Here is a 17,716-nt window from a genome sequence, read left to right on the forward strand (position 1 = left end):
TTACCCCTCTCCCAGACGACGGCGCCCGATCGCCCGCAGCAGGCGCCAAGCGAGAAACGCACCGAACAACACGCACAACACCGCCAGCGAAGCCAGCAGCAGCGGATGCCCGGACAGGTGGAACCACAGCAACAGCCACCAGGGCAGATGGCCGATGTAATAGGGCTCGCCGACGAACTGGCTGCTGACCCCGCTGCTGCGGATCAGCGCCACCGAGCCGTCCAGCGCCTCGCGCTTGCCGGGATCGGCCAGCGTCTGCCGCAGCAGGGCATGGTCGTCCGCGGTCGAGGCCAGCAGGGCGACGATGCTGCGTTGCGGATGGATCGGCGACTGCATCCCGACCAGCGCGGCGATGGGCGCCTCGGCGGCGACCTCGAGCCGGGCCTGCGGGGCCGCGCGGATCACCGGCAGCGCGGCGCTGCGTACCGCCGGCGCCGGCTGGCCGACCAGCAGACGGGCGTGGGGAGCGGCCAGGCGCAGGCTGAGATCCATCCCGTCGCGCAGGGCTTGCGGCCACTGGCCGATGATCAGCAGGTCCGCATCCACGCCACTCGCCGCCTGCCAGTCGTCGACCAGTCGTACGCCGAAGGCCGGGTAGCCGATCTGCGCTCCCAGCCCCGCCAGGGTTTCGAGCAGCGTCGACACCTGCTGCTCGCCGGCCCGGGCCGGCACCAGCACCAGGGTTTCGGAAAGGTCGGCCATGCGGCTGAAGGGGAAGCCACTGCGGGCGAAAGCAGAAAGGTCGGGCATGGCCATGTAGTGATGGCTGCCGGACAGGTCGATGCTCGAATCCTCGTCGACGACGCCATGCACATTGACCGGCAGCACGGTCTGACAGCGGTCGCGCTGCGCGCTGGCCAGCGTGGCGGCGAAATCGAAGTCGAAGCTCAGGCGGTTGCGGTCCCCCACCTTGAGCGCCGGCACCAGGAGCTTCTCGCGGGCGCCTCCTGTCTCTTCGTGCAAGGCAAGACGCAAGATATCGAAGCCACTTTGCCGGTCGTGACTGCGCAGTTCCAGGCTGGCGATGAACTGGTCGTTGAGATGGATGTTGAGCCGCGAGTCGTCGTTGTTGCCCGGCGCGTTGTAACGGAAGTTGACCCGTAGCGGGATGCCCTGGTTGCGCCAGACGAACAGATCCGGCGGCAGATTGAGAGAGAGCGTGATGGGGTCCGGCTGCAGGCCGCTGACCTGCAGTTGCCGCTCGTACTCCAGCAGTTCGGCGAAGCGCACCGGTCGGTCGGTCGGTATCCAGTTCGGCGCATCGTAGGGCTTGCGCGGTGCCAGCGGCGGCAGCTCGCCGATGGTCACGCGCGCGCCGCGCAGCAGCGGAGTCCCGAGGGCCAGGGCGGTGACGGCGCGCCGCAGATCCGCCTCGTCGCGCCCGAGGATCAGGAGCAACTTGCCATAAGGGTTGTCCGGGTGATCGATCGATTCGATCTGCGGGCCCGCCACCGGCGGGAAATGCTCGAGATCGGCAAGAAACGACGGGCGCCGGTCATTGGTGGCGAAGACTACGCCCAGCGGGGGCTGCCGATCACTGGCGGCATGCGGCAGCCGATCGAACAGGACGGGAAAGCGCGTGCCCCGCCAGCCGCTCAGGCTGCCGAAGTAGGAGGCGAGGATGGCCGCGGCCTGCTGCTCGCCGAGCGTAGGCGCCGCGGCGAACGTCATCGACAGGTCGAGGCGCGTATTGTCGCGCGCGTCGAAGAAGGGCGCTGGAAAGCGCGCCAAATCGTTCCGGGTGTGCAGGGCCTGCTCGTGCAGCCGGATCTCGCTGGCGCGGCTGACGTTCAGCCACAGCGCGCTGTTCGCCGGGTCCTCGCAGAGGTCCGCATAGTGGCCGACGAACTCCAGGCGCAAGCGGTTGAAGTCGGCGACCAGGCGCGGATCGAGACTCAGCGTATTGCGCAGCGGCTGGCCTGGCCGGTCCTGGGCGACCGGCAGCACACCCATCAGCCGCTCGTTGAGGTAGACGCGCAGGTGCGACAGGTTGGCCAGCAGGGACGGTGATGGCGTGTATTCGAGCTCCAGGACGGCTTCACTGGCCAGACGGTCGCGCCGCATGGAGAAATCGATCCGCTCGGTGTTGCGGATGCCCAGCAGCATGAGATCGTCGGCGCGGCCGAGATCGCCGAACGAACGCCGGCTTTGCCAGGAGGGCGGCGGCAATTCGTCCATCGCGGTGACAGGTTGCACGGTAGCGGCTGGAGCGGCGACGGCCTGGGGAGCGGCAATCGCCAGCGGAGCGATGGACAGGGAAAGGATAGCCATCCAGGGCTTGATCGATAGACTCATGGCGAAGGTACGGCTCGCAGGCTTTGTCGAGGGGAAACGACGACGCTGCGCGGCAGGAAACTGACCAGCCAGCGCAACAGGGCGCCCAGGCGCAGGAACGGCTCTCGCAGCCAGCGCGGGAAATGCTCCAGCAGGCGCATGTAGCCGCGCCCGCCCAGGCTCAGCACATCGATGAGATTGCGCAGCGGGCGCTCCTCCATATGCTGGGCATTCCAGTCCAGCCAGGCATCGGCACGGGCAAAGGTGCATTGCACCAGATCGATCTGCTGCTGCTGGGTAAGAGCTTCGAAGCGCACTCCGACCTGCAGCCCGGCACAACGGCCGATCCGCCCCTTGAAGGCGAATTCGCGGGTGCCGCGCCGCAGCAACAGCCAGACTCGGGCGCCTGACTCCAGGGGCAGCTCCCGGGGCAGCTCCAGCCCCGCCCCGCCGCTGGAGTAGTCGATCAGCTCGCAGGCATACAGATGCCCGTCCGCCAGACGCAGGGCCGCAGACTGGCGGACCTGCACGCGGTGGTTTTCGCGGACCTGCCGCACCTCGGCGGCGACGGCCACGGCACCGCCGATGATCAGCAGGTTGTAGATCACCCACAGCGAGCTGACGAGCACGGTGGCGATCTCAGTGGCCGGCCCGTAGGCCAGGCGCCAGGCGGCGAACCCCAGCCCGCAGACATTGAGCAGGGCGAGGATCAGGTAGGGTCGGGCGATCCGCCAGTCGAACTGGCTGTCCTCCATCAGGCCGCCCTTGGCGGTAACGTTGAATTTGCCCTTGCTCGGGTCGATGAGCGCCAGGGTGGTCGGCCAGGCGATGTACCAGGCCAGCACCGTCTCGTACACCTCGCTCCAGAAGCTGTGGCGGAATGGCCCCTGCATGCGCGAGTTGGCCAGGCTGGCATGGGTCATGTGCGGCAGCACGTAGAGCAGGATCATCGACGCCGGCGCGTAGATGATGTAGGCATGCAGCAGCAGGAAGGCCAGCGGCGCGGTCAGGAACACCAGCCGCGGCAGCCCCGACAGGAAGTGCAGCATGGCGTTGGCATAGCAGATCCGCTGGAGCAGGCTCAGTCCCTTGCCCAGCAGCGGGTTGTCGGTACGGAAGATCTGCGCCATGCCGCGTGCCCAGCGGATGCGCTGGCCGACGTGGGCGGACAGGCTTTCGGTGGCCAGGCCGGCCGCCAGGGGAATGCGCAGATAGGCGGAGTTCCAGCCGTGGCGATGCAGGCGCAGCGCCGTGTGGGCATCCTCGGTGACCGTCTCCACGGCGAAACCGCCGATCTCCTCCAGCGCGGAACGGCGCAACACCGCACAGGAGCCGCAGAAGAAGGCCGCGTTCCAGAGGTCGTTGCCATCCTGCACCAGCCCGTAGAACAACTCGCCCTCGTTGGGCCGCCAACGGAAAGTGCCGAGGTTGCGCTCGAACGGGTCGGGCGAGAAGAAGCGGTGCGGAGTCTGCACCAGCGCCAGCTTGGGATCGCGCAGGAACCAGCCCACGCTGAGCTGCAGGAAGGAGCGTACCGGCACGTGGTCGCAGTCGAAGATGGCGATCAGCTCGCCGTCGATGCGCCGGAGCGCATGATTGAGGTTGCCGGCCTTGGCGTGACGATTGTCGGGACGAACGATATAGCCGACCCCGACCTCGTCCGCAAAGCGGCGAAACGCCTCGCGCCGCCCGTCATCGAGGATGTAGATGTTCAGACGGTCCTGCGGCCAGTCCAGCGCCAGGGCGGCGTACAGGGTGTTGCGCACGACCGCGAGGCTCTCGTTGTAGGTGGGAATCAGCAGATCCACCCGTGGCCACTGCGCCGTGTCGGCCGGCAGGGGTACGGGACGGCGGCCGAGCGGCCAGCAGGTCTGCAGGTAGCCGAGCATCAGCACCAGCCAGGAATAGGTTTCCGCCACCAGCAGGACCAGGCCGCAGAACAGATCCAGGGACGTATCCCAGTTCAGGGTCGAGGTATAGCGCCACCAGATGTAGCGGCATGAGGCGATCGCCGACAGCAGGATCAGCAGGAACGCGGCAAAACGCCCTGGCAGGCACCTCGCCAGCATGGCCACGCCCCACAGCAGCAGGACGAACACCGTCTGCGCCATCAGGCCGAACGGCGCGGTGATGCACACCAGGGCCATCAGTCCGGCCGCCAGTCCCAGCGCCAGTAGCAGGGCGCGGCGCAGGGACAGCGGCAAGCGCTCCAACCAGCCTTCGAAACGCGACCAAGGGAATGCCGTCAGGCGCTGCGCCAGCCGGGCGCTCTGCCCCATCGCCGCCGCCCAGCCGCTGCCCAGGCTCCGCCAGCCGGCGAACAGCCAGCCCTTGCCGGCCCTGCCGGGATGCCAGAGCAGCAGCCAGAGCGTCTGCACGACATAGCGCAGCGGATCGCCGAAGGTCAGCCGCTTTCCGGCCAGTTGGGGATAGAGTTCGGCATGGCGATGCATCAGGCGCTGCCAGACCGGCGACTCCAGGCGCAGCAGGAGCCAGGCCAGGGCGATGAGCAGGCTGCACAGGGCGGCGATCGTCGGGCCGGCGCCACGCCGCAGACGCAGCTCGGCATAGGACCATGGCAGGATGCCCAGAAGGCGTCGCTGCGTGCCCGGAAATCCGCTTGAGGCTTGCGTTCGAATCATGCGCCGGCCATGGCCTCGTCCATCGCCATTGCCGCTGCCTGCCGCTCGTGCCGGGCACCACGGGCCAGGCACCAGGTCGCCAGGCTGAGCACATCCTCGGCAGCCAGGCTGTGTGGCGCATGCACCCCCAATGGCGACTTGTGCGCCAGGGCCTCGCGCATGGCCTCGTCATCGTGCACGTACTGCGGTATCAGGCAGGCCTCGAGCCTGCTCTGCCAGAGCAGCATGAGGTCGCGCTGCAGGGAACGGGTCGGATCGAAACGGTTGACCAACAGCCACTCGTCGCCGATGTCCCGCCGCTGCAGCAGCAGGTGACAGGCCGGATCGGCGTCCAGGACCCGCAGGCGCAGATCGCACTCGTCGATGTGGGCATGACCGGGCAAGCGCTGCGGCAGGTCGAAGATCACCCAGTCGAATTGCCAAGCCAGTCCCGTCAGGCGTTTCGACCAGAAATGCGGCGCCCTCCGCAGGAACAGTTCCAAGCGTTCCTGCTCGACCTCCCGCAGGCGCCCGTAGGGCATGATGTGCAGACCGGGCAGCACGCGCCATGCGCTTTCCGTCCAGGGCTGGCGGTCGAAGGCCGAGCGCGCCCAGCCACCGGGCTCCTCCGTCGGCAGGTTGCAATGCTGGCCCAACAGGTTTTCCGGGCTCATGTCCACCATCAGCACGCGCTGCCCCAGACTCTGCAACGCGTGCCCGAGCGCGGCGACCAGTACGGTGACGCCACAACCGCCGCGCAGCCCCTGCATCGCCAGTCGCCTGGGTCGGGACGCGCCGTCGCCCTGCGCGCCGCGCCCATGATCGATGCGCGGTGCGAAAGACTCAGTCAAAAACGGCCAGCGCGCCTGGGCGAGACCCAGTTCGCGCCGGACCGCCAGGTCGGTATAGGCGAAATCGTCCAGGCCAAGCGCCGTCCGTACGGCGGCAATGTCGTTTCCGTGCCTGCTTGCCTCTTTCATCGGCCCTTGTCCTGCGGATAGGGTGCCCATTGCCCACCTTCCCGGGTGCGCAGGTAGTAGGTTCCGGCGTAATCGAGCACCACGCCGCCAGTACTCTCGGCAACCCAGGCGGTCTGCGGCAGATCACGTGTCAGGTTCGCCAGGTCGTAGGCGTTTTGCCCTTCCGTCGGCCCGGCCTGCAGGCGGGCGATCAGTTCGGCGAGCGCCAGGTAGCTGCTGGGAGTGGCAATCTGCAGCGGCTCTTTTCTCTCGGCCAGCGGCAGGCCGATCAGCTTGACGCCAACCGGCACATGAGTGATCGACGGCGCCGGGATCTCGCGCATGCCGGCGATCTGTAGGCGGTCGCCGTGCAAGGCGGCCCCATGCTCGGGAACCAGGGCCAGTACCACCCGCCGACCGCTGCTCTCCAGGCGGTCGATGAAGGCATTCAAATCGTCCAGCAGGCGCCGGGCACGCTCGGAATAATCGGCCGAACGGGTCGAGCCATCCGCCTGCACCACACGATTGCCGTCATGCAGGGTAATGGTGTTGTAGAACAGCGATACGCGCTCGGCGGCGCTCTCCTGGCGCTGGCGCCACCAGCGCTCCAGCACCTCGCGATCGCGCCAGATCGGCGAACTGTCGAAAGCGACCAGCGAGCGCTGGAAGCGCTCGGCGCCGAACAGCGGTGCCGGCAGCCGCCCCTGGCTGCGAATCTCCTCGAGGAAACCGTCGAAGCGACCGTTGTGGTTAAGGGCCAGTTCGTTGGAAAAACCGAGATGGGCAAGGTTGTCGAACAACAGGCACTGGTCGCCAGCCGGCTGGTACAGCCCGGCATGGGAGTTCTGTCCGCAGTTGGCGCGCAGCAGGCGGATCGCGGCCGGTCCGCTGTAGGAAGCGGCAGAGTTGAAATTGTCGAACTGGATATCCATGCGCCTGAACAGGGGATGCTCGTTCAGCCCCACGGTCCGCAGGTCGTCCCAGGACAGCGAACAGACATTGATCACCAGCAGATCGAACGGACCGCCCCTCTCCGCCGGCTCGAAACGCACGTGCCGTGCCGCCTCACTGCGATAGAAGTCGCTCAGGTAGGATTCCAGCGTGACATTATCGGGAGCGTCGTGCGCGACCGCCGCATTCTTGCCGGCAGCCGTCGCGGCACCGGCTGGCGCCTGGATGACCGGCGGGTCACCGAAAATCCGCGGGGCCGGCAGCGGCAGGGCCAGGATCGACAACCAGAGCAGGCCGGCCACCGACAACGTGGTGAAGCGCAGCCAGGGCGCCAGCAGCAGGTAGGCGAACACCAGGAGCAGCGCTCCCCCCAGCCATTGCCAGTCGATGAAGCGCTCCGCCAGCTCGAGCAGATAGTCGGCGGAGAAGTCCAGCACGCCCGGCGCTTCGAGCAGGCGCCGGAAGGGCGGCAACCAGGTGTCGTGATAAAACAGCGCCACGGCCGCCGGCACCGCCAGCGCGGTACGCAGATACCGGACCCAGCGCGGCAGCGGCAGGAGCAGGACGGCGGCAAACAACAGGTTCGGGAGCAGCTGGAAGTTCAGCGCCCCCGCCCACAATAAAATGAACTTGCCGAGGAAATAGAGATTCCAGACACCCAGGCCGGGACAGCGCTCCACTGCCGACCAACGCTCCATCGACTCGGAGCTGCTCATGAGGAGGTTCTTTTAGGTGGCTCGGCACGTCGCCGCCGAGGATGGGCCTTGAAATGCCGGGACGGCAGCAGGCGCCCGACCACCCGCCCCAGGACCCGCCAGGCGTGCGGCAGCAGCAGACCGAGCGCCATGCCCAGCACGGCGCCGGCAATCAACAGCTGAAAGTGCTGCGACGAGCTCATGGCGCAGCCGCCGGCTTGCCGAGACTGACCCGGACCGGCGCCAGACGGACCGGGCCGGTGGCGGCCGACTGCGCCCCGCCCCGTACAGGTACGGATGGCAGGACCGTGCAGTCGTTGGCCACGACATCCGGGGAAATGCCCTGCACCCCGTCGAGAATCTCATGGCTGGCGAACAGCTCGCGCCAGGACAGGCGAAAGATGTTGCCCAAGGCACTGTCCAACGCATTCGGCCGGCAGGCGAAAAGAAACAGATAGAGATCGCCGCCCGCCACGCAGGCCATGTCCCCGTACCGGCGCAGACGGCACTGACCGAGCACCTGGGACAGGTCCAACCCCGCTGCCACCCGCAGGCGCAGGAGAAGATGGCTCACCTCCCGGCCCGGAGCCTGCTCGATGATATCCCGCACCACGGCGACGAACTTCGGGGTCGGCAACAGGCCGCGGAGGCTCGGTGGCCGCAGGTAGTCGAGCGCACCCTCGAAATCGGTTGGCAAGGTGCGTGTCCATGTCTGTCCCTGCACGCTGTCAAGCATGGTCAAAAAGCGCGACAGTCCGACTCCGTGCGGCACGATCAAAGAAGCCCCGCAGATCAGCAGCAACTGCTCGTCCAGATAACGCAGGCAGGGTGCCAGCTCACGCACCACCAGCTTCAGGGCCTTGCCCCGCTGTCGGCGCAGCGCGTACACATGGCGGGCCAGTTCGCTGACCTGCTCGTTGCTGCCAATGCCGAGAACGACACTGGACGCGGTAGAGCGCATGGCCGCAGCCAGCAGGACAGCGACATCGTCGAACAGCCGCCAGTGCTCGGAAAGCGGCGGCGCCCCCTCCAGCACGGCCCGCGGCGCCAGATAGTGATGCTGGTCGCTGGCTGTCGGCCCCGAGCCGCCCTGCTCTGTCTCCGGTCGACAGACGAAGCGGTCACCCACGCGCTCGAAACCGACCTCGCCGCCAGCTCGCACGCCCAGCGCATTGCGCCAGAAATGCAGGAGATAGCGAATCCCGCCGCGTCCGTGATAGAGCTGCGCCAAACCTGCCAGGGAATCGTTGCACGCCAACAGGCGGGAAGCGATGGATTGTGACTTGCCGGAGTTGACGACCAGCAGAGTGCAGGCCCGGCGATCCAGCCACTCACGCAGCCGGCGACACCAGTCATGGAGCTCCCGGTCGCCGAACTCGCTCCAGACTGAAGAGGGCACCACCAGCATCAGCAACACTCCGCGCGGGGCGAGCAGGCGCTGCAGATCCCGCGGCATCGTGTTCAGAGCCGCCTTTGCGCGAGGCTCCGCGAATTCGTAGGGAATCAGCTCACCCGGCCCCTCGTGATCGTCGAGAGCGGCATGGATCGCATCCGGCCTTCGGCCACACACCAGCAAGACGACACGCTGGCTGCACCTCATGCCGGCCAATACCTGAAGGCACAATCTGTCGACCTCGTCCGCTTGCTCGCAGACCAGCCAGTACAGACCGCCGCAACGCATCTGCGCCCACTCTTCCCATAGATGCGGGATGGACAGGGAGAAAAGACTCAAACAAGGACTCCTTACTGCACACCCTGTGCTGCGGATTCGCATGACAATTATTCGAAGCGAAATTCGTCAATAAAATAGCGGAGCATTAAAATACCCAATGCCAGCATTTTGCTAGCACAGCATATTTCACTGTAATGCTCCAGAGAAAGTCGGAAAAATGACACCTACTCATGACTAAGGCCATTCATCGTCGCTTCCCGCCTACGTCATTGCCGCGAAAGTCCAGTCGCAGCAGGGGGCGGCAACAACGCAATAACAAAACCTCGGATACCAAAATTGCCTGATCGAAACCGCCAGGCAGGCCATCAGGCTGTCATCGCTGCGTAACTTTCGGCTCCCCGTTTGGGCCACGGTTATAATCGCGCTCCCCTGTGGCCGCTGCCGGCCACCTTCCCCCGCCCAAGCAGGAAGTCATATGGACAGCATCAACGCCCGCATCGCCGAGGAACTCGGCGTCCGCCCGCAACAGGTCGCCGCCGCCGTGGCGCTGCTCGACGAGGGCGCCACCGTGCCCTTCATCGCCCGCTATCGAAAAGAAGTGACGGGCAGCCTTGACGACACCCAGCTGCGCACCCTGGAAGAGCGCCTGCGCTACCTGCGCGAGCTGGAAGAGCGTCGCACGGCGATCCTCGCCAGCATTGAGGAACAGGGCAAGCTGACCCCGGAGCTGGAGCGCGAGATCAGGCTGGCCGACACCAAGACGCGCCTGGAAGACCTCTACCTCCCGTACAAGCAGAAGCGCCGCACCAAGGGCCAGATCGCCCTGGAGGCCGGCCTCGGCGAGCTGGCCGACGCGCTGTTCGGCAACCCTGAACTGAACCCGGAAAGCGAAGCGGCGCGCTTCGTCGATGCCGAGAAGGGTTTCGCCGACATCAAGGCGGTGCTGGAGGGCGCCAAGTACATCCTCATGGAACGCTTCGCCGAGGACGCCACCCTGCTCGAGCGCCTGCGCGGCTTCCTCAAGCAGGACGCCACCCTCAGCGCGCGCCTGGTCGCCGGCAAGGAAACCGAAGGCGCCAAGTTCAGCGACTACTTCGAGCACGACGAGCCGCTCAAGAGTGTGCCCTCGCACCGCGCCCTGGCGATCTTCCGCGGACGCAACGAGGGCGTGCTGAGCGTCGCCCTCAAGGTCGGCGAGGAGCTGCCGGGCGCCATGCACCCCTGCGAAGGCATGATCGGCGAGCGCTTCGGCATCGACAACCGCGGCCGCGCCGCCGACAGGTGGCTGGCCGAGGTGGTGCGCTGGACCTGGAAGGTCAAGCTCTACACCCACCTGGAAACCGACCTCTTCGGCGAGCTGCGCGAGGCGGCCGAAACCGAGGCCATCTCGGTGTTCGCCCGCAACCTGCACGATCTGCTGCTCGCCGCCCCGGCTGGCCCACGGGTGACCCTGGCCCTCGACCCAGGCCTGCGCACCGGCTGCAAGGTGGCTGTGGTGGATGCCACCGGCAAGCTCTTGGACACTGCCACCGTCTACCCCCACGCGCCGCGCCACGACTGGGACGGAACCCTGGCGACCCTCGCCAGGCTGTGCGCCAGGCATGCGGTGGAACTGATCGCCATCGGCAACGGCACCGCCAGCCGCGAGAGCGACAAGCTGGCCGGCGAGCTGATCAAGAAGCACCCGACCCTGAAGCTCACCAAGATCATGGTCAGCGAGGCCGGCGCTTCCGTGTATTCGGCCTCCGAGCTGGCCGCCCGAGAGTTCCCCGAGCTGGATGTATCGCTGCGCGGCGCCGTCAGCATCGGCCGGCGCCTGCAGGACCCGCTGGCCGAGCTGGTGAAGATCGAGCCCAAGGCCATCGGCGTCGGCCAGTACCAGCACGACGTCTCCCAGCTGCAGCTGGCGCGCTCGCTGGACGCGGTGGTCGAGGACTGCGTGAACGCCGTCGGCGTCGATGTCAACACCGCCTCGGCCGCTCTGCTGGCGCGCATCTCCGGCCTCAATGCCACCCTGGCGGGCAACATCGTCGCCTACCGCGACGCCAACGGCGCCTTCAAGACCCGCGCCGAGCTGAAGAAGGTGCCGCGCCTGGGCGACAAGACCTTCGAGCTGGCCGCCGGCTTCCTGCGGGTGATGAACGGCGACAACCCGCTGGACGCCTCGGCGGTGCACCCGGAGGCTTATCCGGTGGTCAAGCTCATCGCCGCCGATACCGGCCGCGATATCCGTTCGCTGATCGGCGATTCGAGCTTCCTCAAGCGTCTCGATCCTGCCAGATTCACCGACGAGACCTTCGGCCTGCCCACCGTCACCGACATCCTCAAGGAACTGGACAAGCCCGGCCGCGACCCGCGCCCGGAGTTCAGGACCGCCGAGTTCCAGGAAGGTGTGGAGAGCATCAAAGACCTCCAGCCCGGGATGATCCTCGAGGGCGTAGTGACCAACGTGACCAACTTCGGTGCCTTCGTCGACATCGGCGTGCATCAGGACGGTCTGGTGCACATCAGCGCGCTGTCGGAGAAATTCGTCAAGGACCCGTACGAGGTGGTCAAGGCCGGCGATATCGTCAAGGTCAAGGTGATGGAGGTGGATATCCCGCGCAACCGCGTCGGCCTGTCGATGCGCATGGGCGACACCCCCGGCGAGAAGGTCGAGGGCCCGCGTGGCGGCGGCAAGCCGCGCGGCAATGCCCCGCGCAGCGAGCGCCATTCCGGCCAGGACAAGCCGGCACCGGCGAACAACGCCATGGCCGCGCTGTTCGCCAACGCCAAGCACCTGAGGAAGTGAACCCCGTGAGCATGCAAGCGGAAGAGGTCGGCAAGAGCAGCGCCTTCGGGCGCCTGCTCGGCCTGGAGACCCTCGCCGCCGGCGGCGGCGAGGCGACGGTGCGCCTGGCCATGCACGACGGCCTGCGCAACCTGCACGGCAAGTTGCACGGCGGCGCGCTGTTCTCGCTGATCGACAGCGCCATGGGTCAGGCCAGCCACAGCCTGGGCGACGGCACGCCGGACAGCGTCACCCCGGAGTGCAAGGTCAACTACATCCGCCCAGTCAGCGCGGGCGAACTGACCTGCCGCGCCTGGGTCGAGCACAATGGCAAGCGCACCCAGGTGATCGAGGCCGAAGTGCACCAAGCGGGCAAGCTGGTGGCCAAGGCACTGACTACCTTCGCCCGCCTGTAGGCCTCCGCCGCCGGGAGCGGCCCGGGCCGCGACGCTCTTGTCGCCGCCGGGGCCACCTCCCTGCCCTGCCCCGCGCATGTGCTTGTCCCGCCGCTGCGATTTTCCCTTCGGCCCAGGGCCAACAATACTTGTATAGCCTCCTGTCAGCCCCCATATTGGGCCGATCGTGCCTGAGGAATCCGAACTTGAGCGAGCTTCTCTCCCGTCGCCTGGCCCTGCTGGGCGAGCCCGCCAACCAGTCCCTGCTCAGGCACTGCCTGCACGGCATCGAGCGGGAATGCCTGCGCGTCGATGCCGCCGGCCAGTTGGCCCAGACGCCCCATCCGGCGGCGCTGGGCTCGGCGCTGACCCATGCGCGGATCACCACCGACTATTCCGAGGCGCTGCTGGAGTTCATCACTCCCGCCGAGACCGACCCGGCGGCGACCCTCGCCGCACTGGAGCGCATCCATCGCTTCGCCTGCGCCAAGCTCGACGGCGAATACCTGTGGAGCCCATCGATGCCTTGCCCGCTGCCGGCGGAAGATGACATCCCCATCGCCCGCTACGGCAGCTCGCACATCGGCCGGCTCAAGCACGTCTACCGCAAGGGACTCGCGCTGCGCTACGGCAAGACCATGCAGTGCATCGCTGGCATCCACTACAACTTCTCCCTGCCGGAATCCCTCTGGCCGCGGCTGCAGCAGGCCGAGGGCGACACACGCAGCGCCCGTGACTTCCAGTCCGAACGCTACATCGCGCTGATCCGCAACTTCCGCCGCTACAGCTGGCTGTTGATGTACCTGTTCGGCGCCTCGCCGGCGCTGGACCGAAGCTTCCTGCGTGACCGCCCGCACCAACTGCAGGAGTTCGACGCCGACACCCTCTACCTGCCCTGGGCGACCAGCCTGCGGATGAGCGACCTGGGCTACCAGAACAACGCCCAGGCCGGCCTGACCCCCTGCTACAACGACCTGACCAGCTACACCGACAGCCTGCGCCGGGCGGTCTCCACCCCCTATGCGCCCTACGCCAAGATTGGCACCCAGCGTGATGGCGAATGGCTGCAACTGAACACCAACGTGCTGCAGATCGAAAACGAGTACTACTCGAGCATCCGCCCCAAACGCGTCACCGGCAGCGGCGAGCGGCCGATCCAGGCGCTGGTCGCCCGCGGCGTGCAATACATCGAGGTGCGCTGCCTGGACATCGACCCTTTCCTGCCGCTGGGCATCGACCTCGACGAGGCGCGCTTCCTCGATGCCTTCCTGCTGTTCTGCGCCCTCGAGGACAGCCCCTGCCTGGCCCCGGTAGAATGCGCCAGCTGCACCGGCAACTTCCTCAAGGTGGTCAGGGAGGGCCGCCGCCCCGGCCTGCACCTGCAGCGCCAGGGACAAACGGTACCGTTCGCGGCCTGGGCCGGCGAGCTGCTCGAATGCCTGCAGCCCTTCGCTGAACTGCTCGACCGGGCCTACGGCGGCGACGCCTACCGGAGCGCCCTGCACGCCCAGCAGGCCAAGGTCGCCAACCCCGATCTCACTCCCTCGGCCCGGGTCTTGACGACCCTGCGCGAACGTGGCGAAAGCTTCCGCGCCTTCGCCCTGCGCCAGAGCTTGGCCCACGCCGAAACCTTCCGCGCCCGCCCGCTGGGCGAGGAGGAACGTCAGGCCTTCGAGGCCGAGACCCGCGCCTCCCTGGCGGAACAGGCCGAACTGGAACGCCGGGACAGCGGCAACTTCGACGACTTCGTCGCCGCCTACCAGGCGAGCATCCAGGCTGGCGGGGCCTGAGCGCTACCACCAAGACCTGCCGCCCAGCCAAGGGCGGGCACAGTCGGACGAATCCGCCTGTCACTTAACGGGGCGTCCACAGAGGCTGAGCAAGATCACTTCTGAATTGCTGTTTTCTGCGCAATTAGCCGTCGTACAGGTCGAAAACATCTCGACTGACTCAAACCGCCATCAATTTAGTGAACGAATGCATTTTTGTATGTTATCGTTAGCCTGCTTATAAAGACAGCGCTGTCTTTAGAGGCACTACCCAGCTCACGCCCACCTGGTTAACCCTCCCTCTGTGAGCGGTAGCTGAACTGAAAAAGGCAAAACCATCGAAAGATGGCGACGCAAAGTCTCCGGTCTAACGGAAATTTCCGATGATAGCGGGACTGCCAGTTTTGTATGCCGGCACGTTTTTCGTGTTCGCATTCTGAACTATTGCCATTTCACTCGTCCCTGCTGATGCCATGGGCATCACGCAGTGCGGTGTTGCCCCGTGCATGCAGTGCGCCTGCACCGCGTGCGGATCAGGCGCACCCGAGTTGATGCAGCAATGTCTGGCAAGACTGCGCATGTCCTCTTCTGATGGATCATTCAACAGAGAAGAGCCAGGGGTATCGACATGAGCACACCCAACGCCACCCTGGCAAGCAGGAGGTTGCCCCTGGCAGCCCCCCTGTCGTGACTTCTCATCACCCATGGTAAAGCGAACTCCATATGAGAACATCACCAAGCCAGTTTTTTGCAGTTTCCCTACTCAGCATCGCGATTTCGGGCCTGTTGTCAGGCACGGCGGTTGCGGCACCGGCCCCTACGGCGCTCGAGCAGGTGCGCGATGGCAAGGGCAGCGTGAAGTGGCGCGAAGCGCAGCCTGGCGAGTCGGATGAGGAAAAACAGCAGGACAAGGGCGGAAAAGGGCTCCTTGGTATCAAGGCGATCACCACCGGACCGGACGGCGTGAAGGTCGAGGTGAACAAGTACGACGGCAAGGTCCGGGAGTCCACGTCGAGTGACGTATTCGTCTCCAACGAGAAACTCGACGAGCATGTCATCTTCCAGGCGTTCGCACTCTATCAGCCGAACGACAATGCGACCTACAACGCCCTGGCCAACAATGCTCCGCAGTTGGCGCAGTGGGGTATCACCGATGTCTGGTCGCCGCCCCCCTACCGCGCTGCTTCCGACTCCAAATACGGCGAAGGCTACGCGATCGCCGACCGCTACGACCTCGGCGCCTACGGCAAGGGCCCGACCAAATACGGTACTGCCGACGAGTTGAAGGCGGCCATCAACGCCCTGCACAACAACGACATCCGCATCCAGGTCGACGTGGTCCCGAACCAGATCATCGGCCTGAATGAACGCCATGTGCTGCCCGTGACGGGCGTCGACATGTACGGCAACCCGAACAACCCCTCCATCGACAAGTACCTCTACTCGACCTACAGCAAGGGCTCAGCGCCGGGGCAGGCCGAGCACGGTGTGATCAAGGAGTGGGACTACTTCCACTTCCACGGGACCACGACGCAGTACCAGGGCATGTTCCGGGTGCTCACCGATGCGAGCAATGTGCCCTGGCGCTACTTCGGTCCGCAGCATCCCGACAACTACCTGCCGCAGTGGCTGGCCGAGAGCGACGCGGCCAAGTACGGCACGATCAACACCGTCGACAACTATCTGCTGGCCGACACCTGGTTCGCAGTCGAGAACGCCGACAGCGAAGCCGACGCCGTGTACGCGCCCCTCTTCCTGTACTACGAAGAGCCGCGCGCCGATGTCGTCGTCCAGACCTTCATGGACTTCGTGCGCGAGAACGGCTACACGGGCAGCGACGAAGAGATTCGCGAAACCATGCTGGCCGAGCTGCGCATGACCCCCAACCCCATCGGCCCGCTGATGGACGACTACCTGGCTGCCCAGCCCGGCTACTCGAAGAAGTCGGAAGAGGACGCCCAGGCCGGCGTTCTGCGCTACGACGGTCCCGAGAACGACCCGTCGCACATCGGTACCAACGTGCTCGATTTCGAGTACCTGGTGGGCAACGACCTCGACACCATCCGCGAAGATGTGCAGCAGGAGCAACTGAACTGGCAGAAGTATCTGCTCGACTTCGGCTTCGACGGCTTCCGCATCGATGCCGCCTCCCATATCAACACCGATATGCTGCGCGACGAAGTCAGCCAGAGGCTCAACTACTTCGCCGGCGAGGACGTCAACGAGCACCTGAGCTACATCGAGTCCTACGTGGACCAGCAGGTCGACTTCGAGCAGTCCAACAACTACGGCCAGATGGCCATGGACGCCGGTCCCTTCTCGGGCCTGATGTTCTCCTTCGGCCGTGACTGGGCGCCGCTGCGCTACGCCTTCGAGGCATCGCTGATCGACCGGGTCAACGGCGGTCCGGCCCTGCCCAACTGGTCGTTCGTGAACAACCACGACCAGGAGCACAACATCCTGGTGACCGTCCCGCTGACCGAAGAAGAGGCCGGCGGCCACGAGTGGGGTACACAGCCCTACGAGCTGCGCCAGCTGGAGAAGTATGATATGGACCGCAACAGCGTCGAGAAGCAGTGGGCGCCCCACAACGTCCCGGCCATGTATGCCGTCCTGCTGACCACCAAGGACACCGTGCCGACCGTCTTCTACGGCGACATGTTCATGTCCTCGAAGCCGTACATGTCGACCCCGACACCGTACCGCGACGACATCGTGAATATCCTCAATATGCGCAAGCAGTTCGCCAAGGGCGAGCAGGTGATTCGCTACGAGGACAGCAACACTGGCACCAACGGTGAGGATCTGGTCAGCAACATTCGTCTCGGCAATGACCGCAAGACAGGTGTGGCCGTGGTCGCCGGCAACAACCCGGCGCTGGACACGACGATCACCATCGACATGGGTGCCAAGCACCGTAACCAGTGGTTCGTCGACGCCATGGGCTACCACGCGGAGCGGCTCAAGACCGACAAGGACGGCCGCCTCACCGTCCAGGTGAAGGGCACCCAGAACGTGGATGTAAAGGGCTACCTGGCCGCCTGGGTTCCGGACCTTCAGGCCAAGGAGTGAGCCTGCTCATCACTGAGCGGTTCGCTTGAGGGGGTGGCTCGCCAGCGAGCCGCCCTCTCCGACCGATATTTTTTCCTGCTCCGTTTTGAACCTCTCGACGCATGTTGATAGGCGCATCGACTCCCTCGAGCTGATGCGTAAGGAGGTCGCCACATGGCAGCAACGCCGCAACCACCTCGATGGCAGTTCACCACCCAGGGTGCAAGGGTCAAGCTGCGCAGCTTATATCCGCAGATTGAGGTGTGTTGAGACCCTAGTTTGAGAGGAGTATTTGAGGATATCTACGGACAGTGCGGGAACCGCTTGGAGAATTTGAGCGAATCGCCATACTGCTTATCGTTGAGGCAGGCCACACTGGGAGCTCGGCTCGACTCTCAGCGTTGTTCTGGCTGAGCCATGAAGGCTTCTTGCCATGGAGCATCCTCACCGGCAGCGGTTATTAACCCGGCAATCAAATACCCAATCTAAGTGGCATAACGCACCGACGCATGCTGGAAATAGGCAACTACCCGCTCCGGGGTTTTGGCCAGCCAGCTCA

The 17,716-nt window shown here is 65.7% G+C and carries 10 protein-coding genes and 1 riboswitch; of the genes, 4 read left to right on the forward strand and 6 right to left on the reverse strand.

All coding sequences use genetic code 11. From position 1 onward, the window contains the following. Genes bcsB through bcsE form a run of 6 tightly spaced genes read right to left on the reverse strand, consistent with a single transcriptional unit; the run spans position 1 to position 9,232 of the window. Positions 1–2,295, reverse strand: coding sequence for a cellulose biosynthesis cyclic di-GMP-binding regulatory protein BcsB (bcsB, locus tag ACYVD0_RS09575; protein ID WP_460426613.1), 2,295 nt, complete (start codon positions 2,293–2,295; stop codon positions 1–3). Continuing rightward, on the reverse strand, positions 2,292–4,916 hold the full coding sequence (bcsA, locus tag ACYVD0_RS09580; RefSeq protein WP_460426614.1) for a glycosyltransferase family protein: 2,625 nt from the start codon (positions 4,914–4,916) through the stop codon (positions 2,292–2,294). Before bcsA ends, bcsB begins: the two co-directional genes overlap by 4 nt. Beyond that, entirely contained in the window at positions 4,913–5,875 is a 963-nt protein-coding gene (bcsQ, locus tag ACYVD0_RS09585; protein WP_460426615.1) for a cellulose biosynthesis protein BcsQ, read from the reverse strand. The genes bcsA and bcsQ overlap by 4 nt, the downstream gene beginning before the upstream one ends. After that, complete coding sequence (bcsG, locus tag ACYVD0_RS09590) at positions 5,872–7,521, reverse strand: cellulose biosynthesis protein BcsG (protein ID WP_460426616.1); 1,650 nt, start codon at positions 7,519–7,521, stop codon at positions 5,872–5,874. Before bcsG ends, bcsQ begins: the two co-directional genes overlap by 4 nt. Then, complete coding sequence (locus tag ACYVD0_RS09595) at positions 7,518–7,703, reverse strand: hypothetical protein (RefSeq protein WP_460426617.1); 186 nt, start codon at positions 7,701–7,703, stop codon at positions 7,518–7,520. Before ACYVD0_RS09595 ends, bcsG begins: the two co-directional genes overlap by 4 nt. Then, the gene (gene bcsE, locus ACYVD0_RS09600; RefSeq protein WP_460426618.1) at positions 7,700–9,232 is read right to left on the reverse strand and encodes a cellulose biosynthesis protein BcsE; all 1,533 of its coding nucleotides are present in this window, start codon (positions 9,230–9,232) and stop codon (positions 7,700–7,702) included. Before bcsE ends, ACYVD0_RS09595 begins: the two co-directional genes overlap by 4 nt. 415 nt (positions 9,233–9,647) lie before the next feature. Between bcsE and ACYVD0_RS09605 the strand changes: the two genes are divergently transcribed. The 4 genes from ACYVD0_RS09605 (at position 9,648) to ACYVD0_RS09620 (ending at position 17,178) form a co-directional block, all read left to right on the forward strand. Further along, positions 9,648–11,963, forward strand: coding sequence for a Tex family protein (locus tag ACYVD0_RS09605; RefSeq protein ID WP_460426619.1), 2,316 nt, complete (start codon positions 9,648–9,650; stop codon positions 11,961–11,963). 5 nt (positions 11,964–11,968) lie between these two features. Next, positions 11,969–12,358 carry a PaaI family thioesterase gene (locus ACYVD0_RS09610; protein ID WP_460426620.1) on the forward strand — a complete coding sequence of 130 codons (390 nt, stop codon included), beginning with the start codon at positions 11,969–11,971 and terminating at the stop codon, positions 12,356–12,358. Between the two features lie 185 nt (positions 12,359–12,543). Then, positions 12,544–14,127: a glutamate--cysteine ligase gene (gshA, locus tag ACYVD0_RS09615; RefSeq protein ID WP_460426621.1), complete on the forward strand. Its 1,584-nt coding sequence runs from the start codon at positions 12,544–12,546 to the stop codon at positions 14,125–14,127. A gap of 297 nt (positions 14,128–14,424) precedes the next feature. Beyond that, positions 14,425–14,509, forward strand: a riboswitch (cyclic di-GMP riboswitch). 452 nt (positions 14,510–14,961) lie between these two features. Then, a complete protein-coding gene (locus ACYVD0_RS09620) occupies positions 14,962–17,178 on the forward strand; it encodes a glycoside hydrolase family 70 protein (protein ID WP_460426622.1) in 2,217 nt (738 codons plus the stop codon). The last annotated feature ends 538 nt before the right edge of the window (positions 17,179–17,716 follow it).

It is taken from the genome of Azotobacter armeniacus (assembly GCF_054779355.1).